Source organism: Bradyrhizobium sp. Kon37 (assembly GCF_055807535.1).
In genome coordinates this window covers 97,894-115,715 of record NZ_JBVVOY010000012.1, presented here as the reverse complement: position 1 = coordinate 115,715, position 17,822 = coordinate 97,894, and the positions used below count along the sequence as shown (strand labels likewise).

Sequence of the window (17,822 nt, the reverse complement as noted above, 5' to 3'; positions counted from 1 at the left end):
GGATCGAAGCGCCTGTGCGGCTCAGGCCGCGACCGCTTTCCTGACCCAGACCTTGTTGTCGTGGAAAGCGGCGCCGCCGATCGGCGCGATGGTGTCCGCGCCGGTCAACATGTTGATGCCGCGCTCACCGATATGGTTCTTGTTGGGATGCACGGATTCCGCGATCAGCACGCCGCGGCGCACGCCTTCGAACAGTTTGGCGATCAGCGTGGTCTCGCCGCGGGTATTGCCGAGCGTCACGGCATCGCCATCGGCGATGTCGAGCGCGGCCGCATCCAGGGGATGGATCATCACGCTGGCCTTGCCCTCGCGCGCCTGAGAGGACGGCGTCTCGTTGAAGGTGGTGTTGAGGAAGCTGCGCGAGGGGCTCGTGGCAAGCCGGAACGGATGGGCCTGGTCGGAATGCTCGATCACCGCCCAATGGTCCGGCAGCGACGGCATCTTGTCGAAGTCACCCATCTTCTGGCCGAACGGCGGATGCGCCCAATCGGCTTTGAAATGGAATTTCTTGTCGGGATGGGCGAAGCCGTCCAGATAATGCGACGTGCGGAAGTCCGGCTGCAGGTCGCGCCAGAGGTCGGCTTCGAGGCCGGCAATGTCGCCGTGGTCGCTCAGCTTCAGCGTCGCGTCGATCAACTCGCGCGGCGTCAGCTCGAACCCCGGGTGCCTGGCGCCAAGCCGCGGCGCCAGCGCCTGCAACACCTCGTGATTGGAGCGGCATTCTCCGGGCGGGTCGATCAGCTTCGGCCCGACCGAGATGTGCTGGTGGCCGCCGCCGTAATAGAGATCGTCATGCTCCATGAACATCGTCGCCGGCAGCACGATGTCGGCCATCTCGGCCGTCTCGGTCATGAACTGCTCGTGCACCGCGACGAACAGATCCTCGCGGGCAAAGCCCTGACGGACCAGCGCCTGCTCCGGCGCCACCGTCATCGGATTGGTGTTCTGGATCAGCAGCGCCTTGACCGGCCCCTTGCCGAGCAGGGCCTTGGAATCGCCGGTGAGGATGCGGCCGATCTGCGACTGGTCGAGCGCGCGGATGGTTGGGTCGATGGCGTCGTGGCCCTCGATGATGGATTCGTTGAAGTGCCACAGCGCGTAATTGTTGAAGAAGGCGCCGCCGCCTTCATATTGCCAGGCGCCTGTTACCGCGGGAATGCAGTTCGCGGCATGCATCTGCGCCGCACCGTTGCGCGAGCGGGTGAAGCCGTAGCCGAGCCGAAAGAAGGTCCGCTTGGTCTCGCCGACCAATTTGGCAAAAGCCTCGATCTCCGCCACCGGCACGCCTGAGATCGCGGATGCCCATTCGGGCGTGCGCGTCTTCAGATGCGCCTCGAGCTCATCAGGGCAATCGGTGTATTTGTCCATATAGGCGCGATCGGCATGGCCGTCGCGGAACAGGACATGCATCACGCCGCAGGCGAACGCGCCGTCGGTACCGGGCCGCAGGATAATCTTGATATCCGCCTGCTTCATGGTCTCGTTGTCGTAGACGTCGACGGCTGCGATCTTGGCGCCACGCTCCTTGCGCGCACGGGCGGCGTGCGTCATCACGTTGACCTGCGTGTTGACGGGGTTGGTGCCCCAGATCACCACGAGATCGGACAACGCCATCTCGCGCGGATCGACGCCGGCGATCTTGCCGGTGCCGATCGCGAATCCGATGCGGCCGACGTTGGCGCAGATGGTCTGATAGAACCGCGAATATTTCTTCACATGCGTGAGGCGGTTGAGGCCGTCGCGCATCACCAGCCCCATCGTGCCGGCGTAATAATAGGGCCAGATTGAGTCCGCGCCGAATTCGCGCTCGGCCTGGTTGAAGCGATCCGCGATCTCGTCCAGCGCCTCGTCCCAGCTGATCCGGGCGAATTGGCCGGAGCCCTTCGCACCCGTGCGGCGCAGCGGATACGTCAGTCTTTCAGGATGATGAATGCGCTCGGCATAACGGGCGACCTTGGCGCAGACCACGCCGGCCGTATAGGTCTGCTTTTTCGAACCGCGGACGCGACCGATGCTGCGCCCCTCGAGCACCTCGATATCGAGAGCACAGGCCGACGGGCAATCATGCGGACAGGTCGAATGGCGGATTTCGATCTTGGCGTGCTGGTTCATGTCCAATTTGGTAACACCAAAATACCCCTCAGCCGAGGGTATTTATCCGGCAACGCCCATGCGATTTGCTCAGACCGCGTGCGCCGCCGGTTCCTGCCGCGACCGCGAAGAGCGGCGCCGCCACACCGACAACCGCCCGATATTCCAGGCGCCATGGGCCTTGTGAGGCGTCGACAGTCCGCCTCCCCTGCCGCTACAGTGCCGGCCAACAAGAACGACATCAGGGAGGTGGGTGTGACGGCCCGACAATTCATGCTGGCGCTGGCCGCCGGCCTGCTCAGCGCATGCTCCGCAGCCCCGTCCCTGGCGCAAGACTATCCCAACCATGCGGTCCGGATCGTCGTGCCCTTCGGCGCCGGCGGGCCGGCCGATGTCGCAGCCCGGCAGATCGGCAATGCGCTCCAGGAGAGCTTTGGCCAACCCTTCGTGATCGAGAACCGCACCGGCGCCGGCGGCGTCATCGGCACGGTCGAAGCGGCGAAGTCCCCGGCCGACGGCTACACGCTGCTGATGATGTCCAACACCCAGACCGCGAACGAATCCCTGCTGACGCCGGACAAGCGCAAATACGAGCTGATGCGCGACCTCGCGCCGATCGCACCGGTGAACGCTTCCGATCTCGTCATCGTGGTGAACCCGCAAGTCGCAGCGAAGACGCTGCAGGACTTCGTCGCGCTCGCCAAATCGCAGCCGGGCAAACTGAACTACGCCTCGTCCGGCCAGGGCACGCCCTATCACATGGCCGGCGAACTGTTCAAAGCCATGGCCGGCATCGACCTCGTCCACGTCCCCTACCGCAACAGTGGCGAGGCACGCAGTGGCGTGATCGGGGGGCAGGTGCAGATGATGATCGACGCGGTGCCGGCGATGGCGCCGAACATCGGCGAGAACCAGGTCCGCGCGCTCGCGACCACCGGCAAGCAGCGCTCGGCGGTGCTGCCGAACGTGCCGACGGCGATCGAGGCGGGCGTCGCAGGCTATGAAGCCACGATCTGGCTCGGCCTGATGGCGCCGGCCGGCACGCCGAAACCCGTGATCGACAAGCTCAATGCCGCCGTGACCGCAATGGTGAAGCGGCCCGACATCGTCAAGCTCTGGACTGCGCAGGGCGCGGTGCCCATGTCAATGACGCCGGAGGAATTCGACAAATTCCTGCGCGGCGACATCGAGAAATGGGCCGACGTGGTCAAGAAGTTCGACAAGTCCTGAGGCCGTAGAGCGACAATGCCGACCATTCAATTCCAGCTCAACGGCACGGCCGCGGCCGTGGATGCCGATCCGGATCAGACGCTGCTCGATCTGCTGCGCGGCCGGCTCGGCGTCACAAGTCCGCATTTCGGCTGCGGGGCCGGCGAGTGCGGCGCCTGCCATGTCATGGTCGGCGACCGCGCAATGGCTTCCTGCGACATGCCGATGTGGTCGGTCGCGGACAAGGACGTCGTCACGGTGGAAGGCCTCGGCACAGTGGACGCACCGCATCCGCTGCAACGCGCCTTCATCTCCGAGCAGGCGATGCAGTGCGGCTATTGCGTCTCGGGAATCCTGATCAGCGCGGCGGCGCTGCTGAAGCGCAATCCGTCGCCGACGGAGGCCGAGGTGAAAGCGGCGCTTGATCGCAATCTGTGCCGCTGCGGATCGCACAACCGCATGGTCCGCGCCGTGCTGCGGGCGGCGTCGGAGATGGCGGGATCATGAGTGCGCTGTCCCCTGCCCCGACACTGCCGGTCAGCCTTGCGGCCAATCCCAAGCTGTCATCCTGGGTGAAGATCGTCGGCGATGGCCGTGTCGCGATCTCGCCCGGCAAGGTCGAGATCGGCCAGGGCATCGTCACGGCCCTGGCGCAGATCGCAGCCGACGAGCTCGACGTCGATATTGGCCGCATCGAGATGATCCGCGCCTCCACGGCGGCAAGTCCGAACGAGGGCGTCACCTCGGGCAGCCTTTCGGTCCAGCAATCCGGCCGCGCGCTGCGCCACGCCTGTGCCGAGGTCCGCCAGCGCTTCCTCACCGCGGCATCGGAGCGTCTGGGTGTCGATGCGTCGCTGCTCGGGATCGATGACGGCACGATCTCGGGCCCCGGCAATGTCAGGACCAGCTATTGGGAGTTGGCTGGTGACGTCTCGCTCGAGCGCGACGCCAAAGCGGGCGCAACGGCGAAAATTGTCGCCAAACGCACTGTGGCCGGACATTCGGTCCAGCGCGTCGACATTCCCGATAAGGTGTTCGCACGGCCGCGCTTCATTCATGACTGTCCGCTGCCGGACTTGCTGCACGGACGCGTGCTGCGGCCGGACATCTCGGGCGCCAGGCTGATCGCGCTCGACGAAACGGCGACGCAAACCGTTCCCGGCCTCGTCGCGATCGTCCGCGACGGCGGCTTTGCCGGCGTGGTTGCCGACAGCGAGGCAGCGGCGGAGGCCGCGCTGAAAGCCTTGCGCAGGGGCGCGACATGGTCGGCTGGTGAGCCGCTGCCCGATGAAGATGATCTGGCCGGATTCCTGAAGAGCCAACCGGTCGAGACCACTGTCATCGACACCAGGACCACGGCGGCAACGATAAAGAAGGCTGCTCGCACCCTCCGTCGGCAATACATCCGTCCCTACATCGCGCATGCCTCGATCGCACCGTCCTGTGCGATGGCGCGATGGGACGGCGATCGTGTCCATGTCTGGACCCACAGCCAGGGCGTCTATTTGCTGCGCGCCGACCTCGCGATCGTGCTCAAGCTCCCGGCAGAGAACATCGTCGTCGAGCACATGGAAGGCGCGGGCTGCTACGGACACAACGCGGCCGACGACGTCGCGCTCGATGCCGTGCTGCTGGCGAAAGGGGCCGGCGGCCGTCCGGTGCGGGTGCAATGGTCGCGCCACGACGAGCTGTCTCACGCGCCGTTCGGCGCGGCGATGGCGATCGAGATCGAGGCCGATCTCGATGCGGACAACGAGATCGTCGGTTGGCGCCACGCGATCTGGAGCAACGGCCACGCGGCGCGGCCGGGGCGCGCAGCACAGCCCGCGCTGCTTGCCGCAACCGAGATTACCAACCCCTACCCGCGGATGGTCTCGACCAATCCGCCCGCGGCCAATGGCGGCGGCGGCGACCGCAACTCCGTTCCGCTCTACGACCTCAAGGCCTGGACGATCACGAGCCACCGGCTGCTGACGATGCCGGTGCGGACCTCGGCGCTGCGGACCCTTGGCGGACAAGGCAATGTGTTCGCCATTGAGTCCCTGCTCGACGAGATCGCCGCCCTGCGCGGCGAAGACCCGATCGCGTTCCGCCTGCGCCATCTGCGCGACGAACGGGCAAAGGAGGTCATTCGCGCGGTGGCACGACGCGCGCAGTGGAAACCGCAGAAGCAGGCGGGCATCGGTCATGGCGTCGGCTTCGCCCGCTACAAGAACACGGGGGCCTATTGCGCCGCGATTGCGGAGATCGAAGGCACTGATGACATCCGCGTCAAGCGGCTGACGCTTGCGGTCGATGTCGGCGAGGCCATCAATCCCGACGGCGTCATCAACCAGATCGAGGGCGGCGCGATCCAGGCGACGAGCTGGGTACTGAGGGAACGTGTCCGCTTCGACCGCACGCGCATTACGTCGACGTCCTGGACCGACTATCCGATCCTCACCTTCAGCGAGGTGCCAATGGTGGATGTCGAGATCGTCCAGCGACCGGAGATCGAGCCGGTCGGCGCCGGCGAGGCCGCCCACGGCCCGGTGACGGCGGCGATCGCGAATGCCGTTTACGATTGCCTCGGCGTGCGCGTGCGCGACCTGCCGATCACCCGCGACAAGATCATTGCAGCCATGGAGCTGGCATCGTGACGACAGTGAGCATTTTGAGTGGAGGCGCGGCGCAAGGCCTGGTGCGCGGCCTCAGCGATCCCTTCAAGGCACAGACCGGCTTCGGCATCGACGGCGAGTTCGGCGCGGTCGGCATCATGGCCGACAGGCTGCGGGCGGGAACGGCCGCCGATCTGGTGATCCTGACGCAGGCGCTGCTTGCAAAGCTTGTCGAAGAGAAGCTCGTCGTCCCCTCCTCGATCTCGGATGTCGGGCGGGTCGAGACCGCGCTGGCAGTCCGGGGCCGCGATCCGAAGGTGACCGTGAAGACCGAGGCCGATTTGCGCGAGGTGCTGCGCAGCGCCGATGCGATCTACGTGCCTGATACGAAAGCCTCGACGGCGGGACAGCACGTTGCAAAGGTGCTTGATCAGCTCGGCATCGCCTACGAGGTCGCTTGGCGCCTCAAGATCTTTCCCAACGGCGCGACTGCGATGCGGGAGCTTGCGGCGTCCACCGCCAAGCATCCGATTGGCTGCACGCAAGCGACCGAGATCATCGCAACCGACGGCATCGCGCTGTCAGGAGCGCTGCCGCCGGGCTGCGAGCTCGTGACGATGTACACGGCCGGCGTGACCACGCGGGCGGCACATCCACAAGAGGCGGCCGCGCTGATCGCGTTGCTGACCAGCGCAGACCGCCGGGATCTGCGCCAGCGCGCCGGTTTTACCGGCTAGATAACCACCCTATGTGTGCAACTGGGTGAGGCCGGTCGGCGGCCCGTCAACGGCGGTCCAGCCGCCATCGACGAACAGCGTGCTGCCGCTGACATAGCTCGCGGCGTCCGAGGCGAGATAGGCGACGGCGGTGGCGACCTCGTCGGCGCTGCTCCAGCGGTTGAACACGGTATGGCCGGCGTAGAGATTGTAGATATCGGGACGCTGCTTGAACGGGCCGGTCAGCGCGGTCTCGGCGATACTCGGCGCGATCGCGTTGACGCGCACGCCGGAGCGTCCAACTTCGGAGGCAAAGCCTTTCACCAGCAGGCCGATCGCGGCCTTGGTCGAGCCGTAGACGCCGAGGCCCGGCTCGATGGTCACCGCCCGCACCGAGGAGCAGGCAATGATGCTGCCGCCCTTCTGCTCGACCATGATGCGGCCGAACGCCTGGAAGAACCAGACCGTGCCCTTGATATTGAGATTGAGGACGCGGTCGAGATCCTCCTCGGTGTAGTCGAGGATGGTCTTGCGGATGTTGAGCCCGGGCGTCGTCACCGCGATGTCGAGCCGCGAGAATTTCTGCATCACGGTCTTGGCCAGCGCATTGACGTCCGCAGCGCTCGCCGCGTCACAGGCAGCCTCCTCGGCCCAGCCGCCCTTTTCACGAATGCCGGCGGCGGTTGCTTCGGCACCGTCAAGCGCACGATCGGCGCAGACGACACGGGCGCCGAGCCCAGCCAGCGCCTCGGCCGCCGACTTGCCGATGCCCGACGCGGCGCCCAGCACCACGGCCGTCTTGCCGGTGAGATCGAAGAGCTTGCGATAGTCAGTCACGGATAGATTCTCCCTGCGTTGCTGCTAGCCCTTGTAGCCCATCAGCAGACGGGGCAGCCACAGCGAGAAGGCGGGGACGTAGGTTACGAACATCAGAGCTGCGATCAGGGCGGCGTAGAACGGCAGGATGGTGCGCATCACCGCGCCCACCGAGATGCCGCCGATGGCGCAACCGACGAACTGCGTGGTTCCGACCGGCGGGGTGTTCAGTCCCAGCGCGCAGTTGATCAGCATCAGCATACCGAACTGCACCGGATCCATGCCCGCCTTCATCGCGATCGGCAGGAAGATCGGCGTGCAGATCAGGATAGTCGCGGCCATGTCCATGAACGTGCCCAGCACGAACAGGATGACGTTGATGAGCAGGAAGATGACCCAGGGCTGCGTCGAGACCTTGCCCATCATCTCGCCGGCGAAGTCGGCGACCTCGTAAAGCCCCATCAAATACTGGAACATGGTGGAGACGCCGATCAGCAGCAGCACCACGCCCGTCGTCTTCACCGCCTTGGCCGCAGCGCGCAGGAAGTTCGGCAAGGTCATGGTGCGGTAGATGAAGAACGTCAGCAGGATCGTATAGGTGACCGCGACGGCCGCGGATTCGGTTGCCGTGAACACGCCGGACAGGATGCCCGACAGGATGATGCCCACGATCAGAAGGCCGGGCAGAGCGGCCGCGAACGAGCGAAAAACTGCGGGCCAGCCCGGGAACTTGCCGGCCGGATAGCCGCGCTTCACCGCAACCGCGTAAGCGGCGACCAGCATGCACACCATCAGCACCAGTGCCGGCAGGAGGCCGGCGGCGATCAGCGCGCCGATCGAGACCTTGCCGCCGGCGGCGAGCGCATAGATGATCATGTTGTGACTGGTCGGCATCAGTGCTCCGACGAGCGAAGCATGGGTCGTGACGTTAACGGCGTAGTCGGTGTCGAAACCTTCCTTCTTCATCATGGGGATCATCACGGCCCCCATCGCCGACACGTCGGCCACGGGCGAGCCGGACACGCCGCCGAACAGCGTGCAGGCGACCACGTTCGACATGCCGAGCCCGCCGCGGATGTGTCCGACGAGATTCTTGGCGAGCTGCACGATCTTGTCGGCGACGCCGCCATGCAGCATCAACTCACCGCTGAAGACGAAGAACGGGATGGCGAGGAAGGAGAAGATGTTCATCCCCGACATCATCTGCTGGAAGATGACGGCGACCGGCAGACCTTCGTAGAGGATGGTGCAAATCGCCGAGAGGCCGATCGCGAAGGCGACGGGGACGCCGAGGACGAGGAAGCCGAAGAAAGTGGCGCCGAGAATGATCAGTTCCATGAGGGGACGACCTCTTCGCCGCGCAGGAGAGCGATGATGTGCTCGATTGAAAAGGAGACGATCAGGACACCGGAGGCGATCAGCGGTACGTAGCGGATGACTTCGGGCAGCCCGAGATTGGGGATCTTCACGGTTCCGACCGACGCCCCGAGGATCCAGCCGTTATAGGCCATGGCGACGCCGAACCCGGCGACCAGGACGTGGATCACAAGCTCGATTTTCTCGCGCGCGTGATCCGGCAGCATCACCAGCAAGCTGTCCATGCCGATATGCCCGGCATCGCGCACGCCGACAGCGGCGCCGATCAATGTGACATACAGGATCAGAACCAACGCAAGGTTCTCCGTCCAGGTCGGGCTGGAATTGAGCACGTAGCGTCCGAACACCTGGTAGAAGACGATGGTGACGATGACGAGCAGCCCGGTCACCGACAGATACATGCCCAGCCGAGCGACGGGAGCATTGATCCGGGACAGCAAGCCGGTGGACGGGCGTCCGGCTACGTCCAGTTCGTGGTCTGCGACGTGAGGATCTGTCATCCAAATCTCCTTGCAAGTCTCCTTGCGCGCCTCCAACGCGTCGGTCCGGCGTCGCCAGTCGGCGCGCCGGACCGACGCTATGGTCTTACTTCGTGTCCTGGATACGCTTGACGAGGCCCTTCAGCTTCTCGTCACCGGCGAACTTGTCGTACACCGGCTTCATCGCGTCGACGAATTCCGCTTTGTTGGCGATCGTCACGACCTGAACACCGGCCGCTTCGACGGTCTTGCGGGACGCCTGCTCACGCTCGTCCCAGAGCTTGCGCATGACAGGAACCGATTCCTTCGCCGCCTTGCGGACCATCGCCTGGTCTTCCTTGCTCAGCGTGTCCCAGACCGTCTTGGACATCACGAGAACTTCGGGCGCCAGGGAGTGCTCGGTGACGTTGTAGAACTTGGCGGCCTCGAAATGGCGCGAGGACTCGTAAGACGGCCAGTTGTTCTCGGCAGCGTCCACCAGACCCGTCTTCAGAGCGGTATAGACTTCGCCATACGGCATCGGGGTCGGATTGGCCCCGAGGCTCTGGATCATGCCGACCCACAGATCGGATTGCTGGACGCGAATTTTCAGACCCTTGACGTCCGCGAGCGACTTGATCGGTGCCTTGACGGTGTAGATGGACCGGGCGCCGCTGTCGTAATAGGCGAGGCCAACCAGGCCTGCGGGCGCCATGGCCGCCAGGATCTCGTCGCCGATCGGCCCGTCAAGGACGGTGCGCATGTGCTGCGTGTCCCGGAAGATGAAGGGCAGGCACAACGCGATGGTTTCCGGCACGAAGTTGTTCAAGGGCGATGCGTTGATCCGCATCATGTCGAGTGCGCCGATCTTCAGCTGCTCGATGGTGTCCTTCTCGGAGCCCAGCGCACCGTTGGGGAACACCTTCACGCCAAGCTTGCCGCCGCTCGCCGCGGCGAGCTGCTTGCCCATGAACTTGACGGCCTCGACGGTCGGATAATCGGCGGGGTGGATGTCGGCGGAACGGAAATCGCGTGCGGTCGCCAAGGGGGCTGAGACCGCCAGCAGAGCGGCTGTGATGACGCCGGTAAGTATCTTCATCTGGGCTTCCTCCTGAGTTGATTATATCGTTGGGCAGATGCTGCGGGCCGCCTTTGGGTCGCTCCACTTCCGGTGTGAAGTCAAGCGCCATTGTCGTCCCTAGGGCGCGCGGCATTCTCTGTCCAAGCCAAATCCGGCATCGATCAATGCTAGAGTTGCATCGATGGATCAGACCGGCTTTGGGCGGACAACCGGCTCGTAGCCCGCTTTTTCCGAAATCATCTGTCCGTCTGCCGCGGAAAGCGTTTATGCGCGTTGCTTGACGCCGCCGGTGCGGCCCCCTCAAGATGCTGCGAAACAAAACGGACCATCCCGAGGAATGCCCATGCCGCGGAAGCTGATCGACATCTCCGTGCCGCTCAGAAACGACGTGACGGCGGATCCGCCGGGCAATCACCCGACGATCCAGTACATCGATCACCAGCAGGGCCTGCCGCGGATGCTGCAGTTCTTCGACGGCCTCACGGCACAGGACCTGCCGGACGGCCAGGGCTGGGCCGTCGAGCAGGTCTCGCTGTCGACCCATAACGGCACGCATCTCGATGCGCCCTGGCACTTCCATCCGACCATGAATCGCGGCGAGCGGTCATGGACGATCGACGAGGTGCCGCTGGAATGGTGCTTTCAGCCCGGCGTGAAGCTCGACTTCCGGCATCTCCCCGACGGCTACGTGGCGAGCGCCGACGACGTCGAGAAGGAGTTGAGGCGGATCGGGCATTCGCTGTCGCCGCTGGAGATCGTCGTCGTCAACACCGGCGCCGGCGCCAGGTTCGGCCAAGTCGACTATGTCAGCTCAGGCTGCGGCATGGGCTATGAGGCCACCATGTACCTGCTCGAACGCGGCGTGCGGCTGACCGGCACCGACGGCTGGAGCTGGGACGCGCCGTTCGTCCACACCGCGAAGAAATATGCCGAAACGAAAGATGCCGGCCTGATCTGGGAAGGCCACAAGGCGGGACGGCACATCGGCTATTGTCATCTCGAGAAGCTGCACAATCTCGACCAGCTGCCTTCGACCGGGTTCACGGTCTCGTGCTTTCCGGTGAAGATCGAGCGGGCCTCCGCGGGCTGGACCCGCGCCGTCGCGATCATCGACAGCTAGCTGTCGAGCCCGCTCTCGGCGAGTTCGCGCAAGGCATCCATGTCGAGCACGACGATGGCGCCGTGCTCGAGGCGAACCCAGTTGCGGCCCGCCCAGGCGCGCAATTGCTTGTTGATGCTCTCGCGCGTCATGCCCACCATCTCGCTGATCTCCTGCTGCGTGATGGCGAGCGTGCCGCTGCCGGAGTCGAACTTGCGCTCTTCGGTGAGGCCGAGCAGCGCGCTCGCGAGCCGGCCCGGCAGATTTTGCAGGATCACCTGCTCGACCTGCTGGCTGGTCCAGCGCAGGCGCGCGCACAGCAGCTCGATGAATTTCATTGCGAGCGCCGGCTGGCTCTTCACGAACGGCAGGAAATCCCGGCGATCGATGATGTAAAGCTCGCAATTGGTGTTGGCGGTCGCATCGGCCGACCTGGGGGCGCCGTCGAGCACCGCGATTTCGCCGAAGATCTCTCCGGGACCGATCAGATTGAGAATGGCGTTACGGCCGTCGGGCGACGAAGAGGAAATCTTCACCGTCCCTGTGATCACCGCAAACAGGTTGTTGCCGGGATCGCCCTTGGCAGCGATCGTCGCGCCGCGCTTCACCGTGGTGTGCTTGGCGTAACGGCAGAGCTGATCCAGCGCCTCCGGCTCCAGATCCGCAAAGATCGGGTGCTTGCGCAGGACCGATAATTTATTCCCCGCCGCTTGTCGGGGGTCGTCGCCGGTCTTGTCCTGAGGCACGCCACTGGGCTCCTAAGACTGCGAGGCACTGGGGTCCCTGCGTAGTCAGTGTAGCCCAGTTTTTCAACCGGAAAGCATGGTCTCGATTTGAGGCAAACGCGGCGAAAATGCCGCGGTCGGGCGCGAAGCCGGCAGCCGAAGGATGAGCCAATGCGTCCCGGTCGATGCAGAGTTGCAAGCGCCGCACGCCGCCTTGCGTTGAGGCGCTGCCAACCCGCCCGAACTCGCACGGCATAGCCGCGCCGCGGGCGCCGCAAATGCGACCGTGATCTCAGGCGCTTCGATGCTTGACGTCTGACTTGAGCCGGCCTGGACTGGTTTGCCGGCCTGCCCAGACCAGTGCCCCGGCGAATGTGACAAAGATTGCCACGACAATGATGCTCATCAGCAACGCGTCGGCCGGCATGATGCCCTCCCCTGTGAATTCAGGCATTATTCGGGACACGCGGCGGAACGCATTGATCCCGATCAAAATCGAGCCGCGCTGCGTCGGAATCAGGCTGCGGCCAGGGCCTCGACCTTCGCCGGATCGAGCAGGCTGATCCCGCCATGAATGATCTCGATCACGCCGTGGCGCTCCAGCTTGGTGAAGGTGCGGCTGACGGTCTCGATGGTCAGGCCGAGGTAGTCGGCGATGTCCTGGCGGCTCATCGGAAGCGGGACCGTGTCCGATGCCCCCTTCAGCGAGACCAGCCGCTCGCGCCAGCCGAGCAGAAAGGCCGCCACCTTTTCGCCCGCCGAACGGCGGCCGAGCAGGACCATGTGGTCCCGGGCCTGGTTCAGCTCGCGAATTGCCAGCTCATTGATCCGCCTGAGGAGGTGCAGCCGGTCCTCGATGAAACGGCCGAAGGGTGCCTTCGCGAACTGGCATACGGTCACCGTGCCGATCGCATCGGCCGAAAAATTGTGCCTGCCGGAAATATTCATCCCCAGGAAATCGCCGGGCAAGGCAAAGCCCACGATCTGCCGGCGGCCGTCGGGCAGCAGCTTGTACAGCCGCATGACGCCCTCGATGAGATTGTAAAACGAGGTGGTGATGTCCTCCTCGGAGAACACGGTCTCGCCTGAGGCAAAATGGACGCGCCGGCCGAGATGTTCGAATTCCCGAAGCTCGACCGCATCCAACGACGAGCAAACCGCCGATGCGCGGACGGCGCAATCGCTGCAGAGCTGCCAGTTCGGCTCAATCGTGACTACGGGCTTCATCGACCGCTCCAAGCGCCGGGTGCCCATCAGGCCCATTCCGTCGCGCGGCTGCATTTTACTGCACTGCGCCAAAGCCGGTTGACCCAGATCAATTTTGGAGGGAATCCCCGCCCTATTCTCTCCCAGACTTAAACGGGGTCACTTTACATGCTGCAAGGAATGCTGCGTCACGGGCTGGTCGGGTTGCTTCTGATCACACCTGCCCTGGCGGCCCCGACCGCCGAACAACGCGGCAAGGCCTTTGCGCGCGCCAATTGCGTGCGCTGCCACGCGATCGACCGTGCGTCGAACAGTCCGCTCAAGATTGCACCGCCGCTGCGAGCCCTGCACCAGCGCTATCCCATCGAGAGTCTTGGGGAGGCGCTGGCCGAGGGCATCAACACAGGCCACGCCGACATGCCGGCCTTCGAGCTCACTCCGGACCAGATCCACGATCTCCTGTCCTACCTCAAGACCCTGGAATAGCCGCCCTCACACCGCCTGCACCGTCCAGCCGATCAGCTCCTTCGCGATGCGCGTGAAGGCCGTATCAAACGCTGCGACCGCCGCGGCCGGTTCGACCTTGTCGAGCTTTTCGCTGGTCTCGACGAGACGCGAGGCGATCACCTTGCCGTTCTTGTCGACGATCCGTGCCGACAGTCCGATTTCGACCCGTGCCTCCCCCTCCGTGGCGATGCGGAAGCGCCTGATGTCGATCAGCAGCTGATAGTCCGCCTGCCCGAGATCGGCCGTGCGCAGCGGCGCGTGGGCGATGTCGTAGTTCTCGAAACTGTCGATCAACCGCGCCTGCACCAGCTTGGGAATGCTGTCGGCCCAGAGGAAGTCCGCAAAGCCCGGATTGTCGCCGCCGGGCGCAAACAGCATGCGCTGGGTCTGGAGCATGGCGACCGCTGTCGGCTCTGGAATGGCCAGTGACGCCGCGAGCGTCTTGCCGGCCGGACCGAGGTTCTGCGGCGTGCGCAGGTCATAGGTGACTTTCTGCGCCGGCGTTCCGCCGCCGGTCATCTTCTCCAGGCCCGCCAAAATGCCGTCAATCTTGCCGGTGTTGCGCGCAAGCCCGTCGGAGAAGGTCTTGAGATTGGCGATGGTGTCCTTCAGCGGGCCCGAATTGTCCTCCAGCACGGTGTCAACCCGCCGCAATGCATCCCGCGCGGCCTGCGTCATGCTCTGGCCCGCACCGGCCTCGGCAATCAAGGTCGGGGGCTCGCCGGATTTGGTGACGATGACGCCCCCCTCCAGCGTCACCACCGGCACGCCGGTCAGCCCCTGGAAATCAAGCCCGACCTTGCTGTCGGCGCGCACCGGCGTGGTTGAAGCAACCGAGATCGTCGCATTGACGAAGCGTGGATTGTCCGGCGCAAGGCCTAGCTGGGTGACCTCGCCGACGCGGATGCCGTTGAACAGCACGCCGGCGCCGACCAGAAGACCGGGCACCGGGCCCTGGAATTGCACGTGATAGCTGGTGCGCGGTCCGATGCCGCCGGTGTTGTTCAGCCAATAGACGAAGCCGAACACCGCGAGGATCGCGGCCAGGACGAAACTGCCGATCAGCACGTAGGGAGCGCGTGTTTCCATGTCTCATCTCATCTCGTGTTGCAGCATCTGCGAGCGCTTGCCGTGGAAATAGGCCCGCACCCAGGGATGCTCGGATTGCAGCAATTCGCGCATCGGACCGATCGCCACGATCTTGCCGTCGGCGAGCGCGGCGACCCGGTCGCAGACCGTGGTCAGGCTCGCCAGATCATGGGTGACCATGAACACGGTGAGGCCGAGGGTCTTTTGCAGGGTCCCGATCAGCGCGTCGAAATCGCCCGCCGCGATTGGATCGAGGCCTGATGTCGGCTCGTCCAGGAACAGGATCAGCGGATCAAGTGCGAGCGCGCGCGCCAGCGCCACTCGCTTGGTCATGCCGCCGGACAGCTCCGCCGGATATTTATCGGCGTCCTGCGCCCGCAGCCCGACCATTTCGAGCTTGGCGATCGCGATCTCGTCCATCAGCTCCTGCGACAGCACGAGATTTTCACGGAGCGGAAACTGGATGTTCTGCCGGACCGTCAGCGAGGAGAACAGCGCGCCCTGCTGGAACAGGATGCCCCATGTCGTGGCCGCGCCTTCGGTGCGGCCGCCGATTGGCCGTCCCGTCACCTCGATGGTCCCGCTTTGGCGCGGGATGAGGCCGATGATGGTTCGCATCAGGACCGACTTGCCGCCACCGGACGCCCCCACGAGTCCGAGGATCTCACCCCGGCGCACGTCGAGCGACAGATGATCGAGCACGGTCTGCCGGCCGAAGCCGACCACGAGGTCGCGGACGCGGATCGCGAACTGCTCTTGCGATTCGCCCATGATCACATTCCGATCGAGGCGAAGAAGATCGCGAACAGGCCGTCGAGCACGATCACCAGGAAGATCGACTTGACCACCGACGTCGTGGTCTGTCGTCCCAGCGACTCGGCGCTGCCCTTCACGCGCAAGCCCTCGCTGCAGGCGACGACTCCGATCACCAGCGCCATGAACGGCGCCTTCAGGATGCCCACCTCGAAATGGGTGACCGAGATCGCCTCGTGCAGCCGCGCGATGTAGATCGCCGGCGCCATGCCGCCGTAGAACTGCGCGACCAGGCCGCCGCCATAGAGTGCGGCGATCGATCCGATGAAGGCAAGGATCGGCAGCGCAATCACCAGGGCAGCAACCCGCGGCAGGATCAGGACGTGGACGGGATCGAGGCCCATGGTCGAGAGCGCGTCGATCTCCTCGCGCATCTTCATCGAGCCGAGCTCGGCGGTGTAGGCGCTTCCCGAGCGGCCGGCGACCATGATGGCGACGATCAGCACACCAAGCTCGCGCAGCACCAGGATGCCGACCATGTCGACGGTGTAGGACTCCGCGCCGAACCTGCGGAAATGAAAAAATCCCTGCTGGGCGATGATGGCGCCGATCAGGAAGGTGATCAGCACGACGATGGGGATGGCCTGCCAGCCGATGCGGTAGAGCTGGTAGATCAGCGATGTCAGCCGCAGCGAGCGCGGCCGGCGCAGCACGCCGATCACGGCCATGAACAAGGCGCCCAGCATTTGAAGAAAGATCGTGATGTCTTCGCGCGCGCCGACCGTGGACTTGCCGAGATCGTTCAACCTGAGCAGAACAGGGTTGGGTGCGGGCGCCGGCGGTGGGGTGTGGCGGTTGACCTGGCGCACCTCGTCCATCAGGCCACTGAAATGGTCGGCGACACCGATAAACTCGGCCGACCTGCCGGATGATGAAGCCCTGCGCGACAGCTTTTCCAGGACCCAGGCGCCGAGCGTGTCGAGTGCGCTGACGCCCGACATGTCCAAGGTCACGGCTCTGGATCGATCGACATCCGCCCCGACCGACCGGGACAATGTCTCCAGCATCGACACGTTCGCGGCAATCCACGGCCCTTCCGGGCACAATTTCAGCTCTTCGCCGGAGGGCGTTGCCAGCAACAGCGGTTCGGAGTTCACGCTTCCACCTCATCGGGACAACCGGGTCCCCATTCAGCCGGTCATTCTAGGCCAGCATGTGGCAGCCGGTTTGACCTGTCTCAAGACCACGACGCGTCTGCCTCCTTGACGCAAATCAAGCGCGGTCGGGCCGGCGAGTCCTAGGTTTGTTTCCATTAACGGGGAAATCAGATCCATGTTCGACCGCGACAGGATGAGCGAAGAACTGCGCACGCTGAAGGTTGACGTCACACGCTTGCTGAGCACGGCCGGCGAGGAGATGTTCGACAGTTCGAAAGACCGCGCGGAGGCACTTGCCGATCAGATCAAGGCCGCGCTCGCCGAGCTCGGCGAGACCGTCGACGAGGAGCAGGACCAGCTTCAGGGCCTCATTGCGGACCGCCCGCTCACATCACTGGCCTCGGCCTTCGCGCTCGGCGTGGTCGTCGGATTTGCGCTGCGGAGGCACTAGGTGAACACGGAAAATGTCGTCAAACATCTGCGTGTGCTCTGGCGTACCGACAGGATCATCGCGGACATCAGGCTGCGCCACCTGCTGATCGGCCTAGGCCTGCGTGCCTTTGCGGCGCTGATCGCCGCGTTCGGGCTCCTGATGCTGGAGCTGTCCGCCTATTTCGCACTGGTGCAGATATGGAGTGCCATTGGCGCGGCCGCCATTCTCGGCGCCGTCAATTTTGCCATCGCCGCAATTCTCTTTGTGATTGCCGGCCGGCCGCCTTCAGGTCGCGACATCGAACTCGCCAACGAGATTCACGGCGCATCCATCGAAGCGCTTCAGCTCGAGGCACGCACATTCAAGGCCCAAATGTCGGGCGCCGTGCATCATCCGCTCAGCACGATGTTGCCCGTGCTGGTGCCGCTGATTGCGGTCCTGGTAAAGACTTTGCGGAGAACGGCCAAGGAGGCCCCCGCCGCAAATCCGGCTGAAGCCCGCTCATAGC

Annotated in this window: 19 protein-coding genes; 8 read left to right on the top strand and 11 right to left on the bottom strand. The window is 64.6% G+C overall.

Features of this window, described 5'->3' with window-relative positions; genetic code table 11:
• Positions 1-21: 21 nt before the first annotated feature.
• Positions 22-2,112: a molybdopterin oxidoreductase family protein gene (locus AC0L3J_RS22210; RefSeq protein ID WP_473348300.1), complete on the bottom strand. Its 2,091-nt coding sequence runs from the start codon at positions 2,110-2,112 to the stop codon at positions 22-24.
• Positions 2,113-2,364: 252 nt separating this feature from the next.
• Here AC0L3J_RS22210 and AC0L3J_RS22205 point away from each other — a divergent pair, with 252 nt between their 5' ends.
• The 4 genes from AC0L3J_RS22205 to AC0L3J_RS22190 are packed head-to-tail and all read left to right on the top strand — an operon-like array spanning position 2,365 to position 6,634.
• Positions 2,365-3,321: a tripartite tricarboxylate transporter substrate binding protein gene (locus AC0L3J_RS22205; protein WP_473348337.1), complete on the top strand. Its 957-nt coding sequence runs from the start codon at positions 2,365-2,367 to the stop codon at positions 3,319-3,321.
• Between the two features lie 15 nt (positions 3,322-3,336).
• Positions 3,337-3,807: a (2Fe-2S)-binding protein gene (locus tag AC0L3J_RS22200; protein WP_456768962.1), complete on the top strand. Its 471-nt coding sequence runs from the start codon at positions 3,337-3,339 to the stop codon at positions 3,805-3,807.
• A complete protein-coding gene (locus tag AC0L3J_RS22195; RefSeq protein ID WP_473348299.1) occupies positions 3,804-5,939 on the top strand; it encodes a xanthine dehydrogenase family protein molybdopterin-binding subunit in 2,136 nt (711 codons plus the stop codon). Before AC0L3J_RS22200 ends, AC0L3J_RS22195 begins: the two co-directional genes overlap by 4 nt.
• Positions 5,936-6,634: a molybdate ABC transporter substrate-binding protein gene (locus AC0L3J_RS22190; protein WP_456768960.1), complete on the top strand. Its 699-nt coding sequence runs from the start codon at positions 5,936-5,938 to the stop codon at positions 6,632-6,634. Before AC0L3J_RS22195 ends, AC0L3J_RS22190 begins: the two co-directional genes overlap by 4 nt.
• A gap of 9 nt (positions 6,635-6,643) precedes the next feature.
• Here AC0L3J_RS22190 and AC0L3J_RS22185 read toward each other — a convergent pair whose 3' ends face one another.
• The 4 genes from AC0L3J_RS22185 to AC0L3J_RS22170 all read right to left on the bottom strand — a co-directional run bounded on the left by AC0L3J_RS22185 (position 6,644) and on the right by AC0L3J_RS22170 (position 10,363).
• Positions 6,644-7,450, bottom strand: coding sequence for an SDR family NAD(P)-dependent oxidoreductase (locus AC0L3J_RS22185; protein ID WP_456768959.1), 807 nt, complete (start codon positions 7,448-7,450; stop codon positions 6,644-6,646).
• Positions 7,451-7,474: 24 nt separating this feature from the next.
• Positions 7,475-8,767: a TRAP transporter large permease gene (locus tag AC0L3J_RS22180; RefSeq protein ID WP_456768958.1), complete on the bottom strand. Its 1,293-nt coding sequence runs from the start codon at positions 8,765-8,767 to the stop codon at positions 7,475-7,477.
• Positions 8,758-9,306: a TRAP transporter small permease gene (locus tag AC0L3J_RS22175; protein WP_027566714.1), complete on the bottom strand. Its 549-nt coding sequence runs from the start codon at positions 9,304-9,306 to the stop codon at positions 8,758-8,760. The genes AC0L3J_RS22180 and AC0L3J_RS22175 overlap by 10 nt, the downstream gene beginning before the upstream one ends.
• Positions 9,307-9,391: 85 nt before the next feature.
• A complete protein-coding gene (locus AC0L3J_RS22170; RefSeq protein ID WP_106946182.1) occupies positions 9,392-10,363 on the bottom strand; it encodes a TRAP transporter substrate-binding protein in 972 nt (323 codons plus the stop codon).
• 325 nt (positions 10,364-10,688) lie between these two features.
• Between AC0L3J_RS22170 and AC0L3J_RS22165 the strand changes: the two genes are divergently transcribed.
• Positions 10,689-11,465, top strand: coding sequence for a cyclase family protein (locus tag AC0L3J_RS22165; RefSeq protein ID WP_456768957.1), 777 nt, complete (start codon positions 10,689-10,691; stop codon positions 11,463-11,465).
• On the opposite strand, the gene AC0L3J_RS22160 is transcribed toward AC0L3J_RS22165, so the two are convergent.
• The 3 genes from AC0L3J_RS22160 to AC0L3J_RS22150 all read right to left on the bottom strand — a co-directional run bounded on the left by AC0L3J_RS22160 (position 11,462) and on the right by AC0L3J_RS22150 (position 13,396).
• On the bottom strand, positions 11,462-12,190 hold the full coding sequence (locus tag AC0L3J_RS22160) for a Crp/Fnr family transcriptional regulator (RefSeq protein WP_007601607.1): 729 nt from the start codon (positions 12,188-12,190) through the stop codon (positions 11,462-11,464). The two genes, AC0L3J_RS22165 and AC0L3J_RS22160, sit on opposite strands and share 4 nt — an antisense overlap.
• Before the next feature lie 271 nt (positions 12,191-12,461).
• The gene (locus AC0L3J_RS22155; RefSeq protein ID WP_456768956.1) at positions 12,462-12,596 is read right to left on the bottom strand and encodes a hypothetical protein; all 135 of its coding nucleotides are present in this window, start codon (positions 12,594-12,596) and stop codon (positions 12,462-12,464) included.
• A gap of 89 nt (positions 12,597-12,685) precedes the next feature.
• Positions 12,686-13,396, bottom strand: a complete 711-nt coding sequence (locus AC0L3J_RS22150; RefSeq protein WP_456768955.1) for a helix-turn-helix domain-containing protein — start codon at positions 13,394-13,396, stop codon at positions 12,686-12,688.
• A gap of 147 nt (positions 13,397-13,543) precedes the next feature.
• Here AC0L3J_RS22150 and AC0L3J_RS22145 point away from each other — a divergent pair, with 147 nt between their 5' ends.
• The gene (locus AC0L3J_RS22145; protein ID WP_456768954.1) at positions 13,544-13,861 is read left to right on the top strand and encodes a c-type cytochrome; all 318 of its coding nucleotides are present in this window, start codon (positions 13,544-13,546) and stop codon (positions 13,859-13,861) included.
• Positions 13,862-13,867: 6 nt separating this feature from the next.
• Here AC0L3J_RS22145 and AC0L3J_RS22140 read toward each other — a convergent pair whose 3' ends face one another.
• From AC0L3J_RS22140 to AC0L3J_RS22130, 3 genes are read right to left on the bottom strand one after another with little or no spacing between them, the layout of a single operon-like run.
• Positions 13,868-14,971 (bottom strand): ABC-type transport auxiliary lipoprotein family protein, encoded by a 1,104-nt coding sequence (locus tag AC0L3J_RS22140; RefSeq protein ID WP_456768953.1) that lies wholly within the window; start codon positions 14,969-14,971, stop codon positions 13,868-13,870.
• A 3-nt stretch (positions 14,972-14,974) separates the two neighbouring features.
• Entirely contained in the window at positions 14,975-15,742 is a 768-nt protein-coding gene (locus AC0L3J_RS22135; RefSeq protein ID WP_456768952.1) for an ABC transporter ATP-binding protein, read from the bottom strand.
• Between the two features lie 2 nt (positions 15,743-15,744).
• Positions 15,745-16,881: an MlaE family ABC transporter permease gene (locus tag AC0L3J_RS22130; protein WP_473348298.1), complete on the bottom strand. Its 1,137-nt coding sequence runs from the start codon at positions 16,879-16,881 to the stop codon at positions 15,745-15,747.
• Between the two features lie 175 nt (positions 16,882-17,056).
• Between AC0L3J_RS22130 and AC0L3J_RS22125 the strand changes: the two genes are divergently transcribed.
• Both AC0L3J_RS22125 and AC0L3J_RS22120 read left to right on the top strand, forming a co-directional pair.
• Entirely contained in the window at positions 17,057-17,332 is a 276-nt protein-coding gene (locus AC0L3J_RS22125; protein ID WP_456768950.1) for a hypothetical protein, read from the top strand.
• Entirely contained in the window at positions 17,333-17,821 is a 489-nt protein-coding gene (locus AC0L3J_RS22120; protein WP_456768949.1) for a phage holin family protein, read from the top strand.
• Position 17,822: the final 1 nt, after the last annotated feature.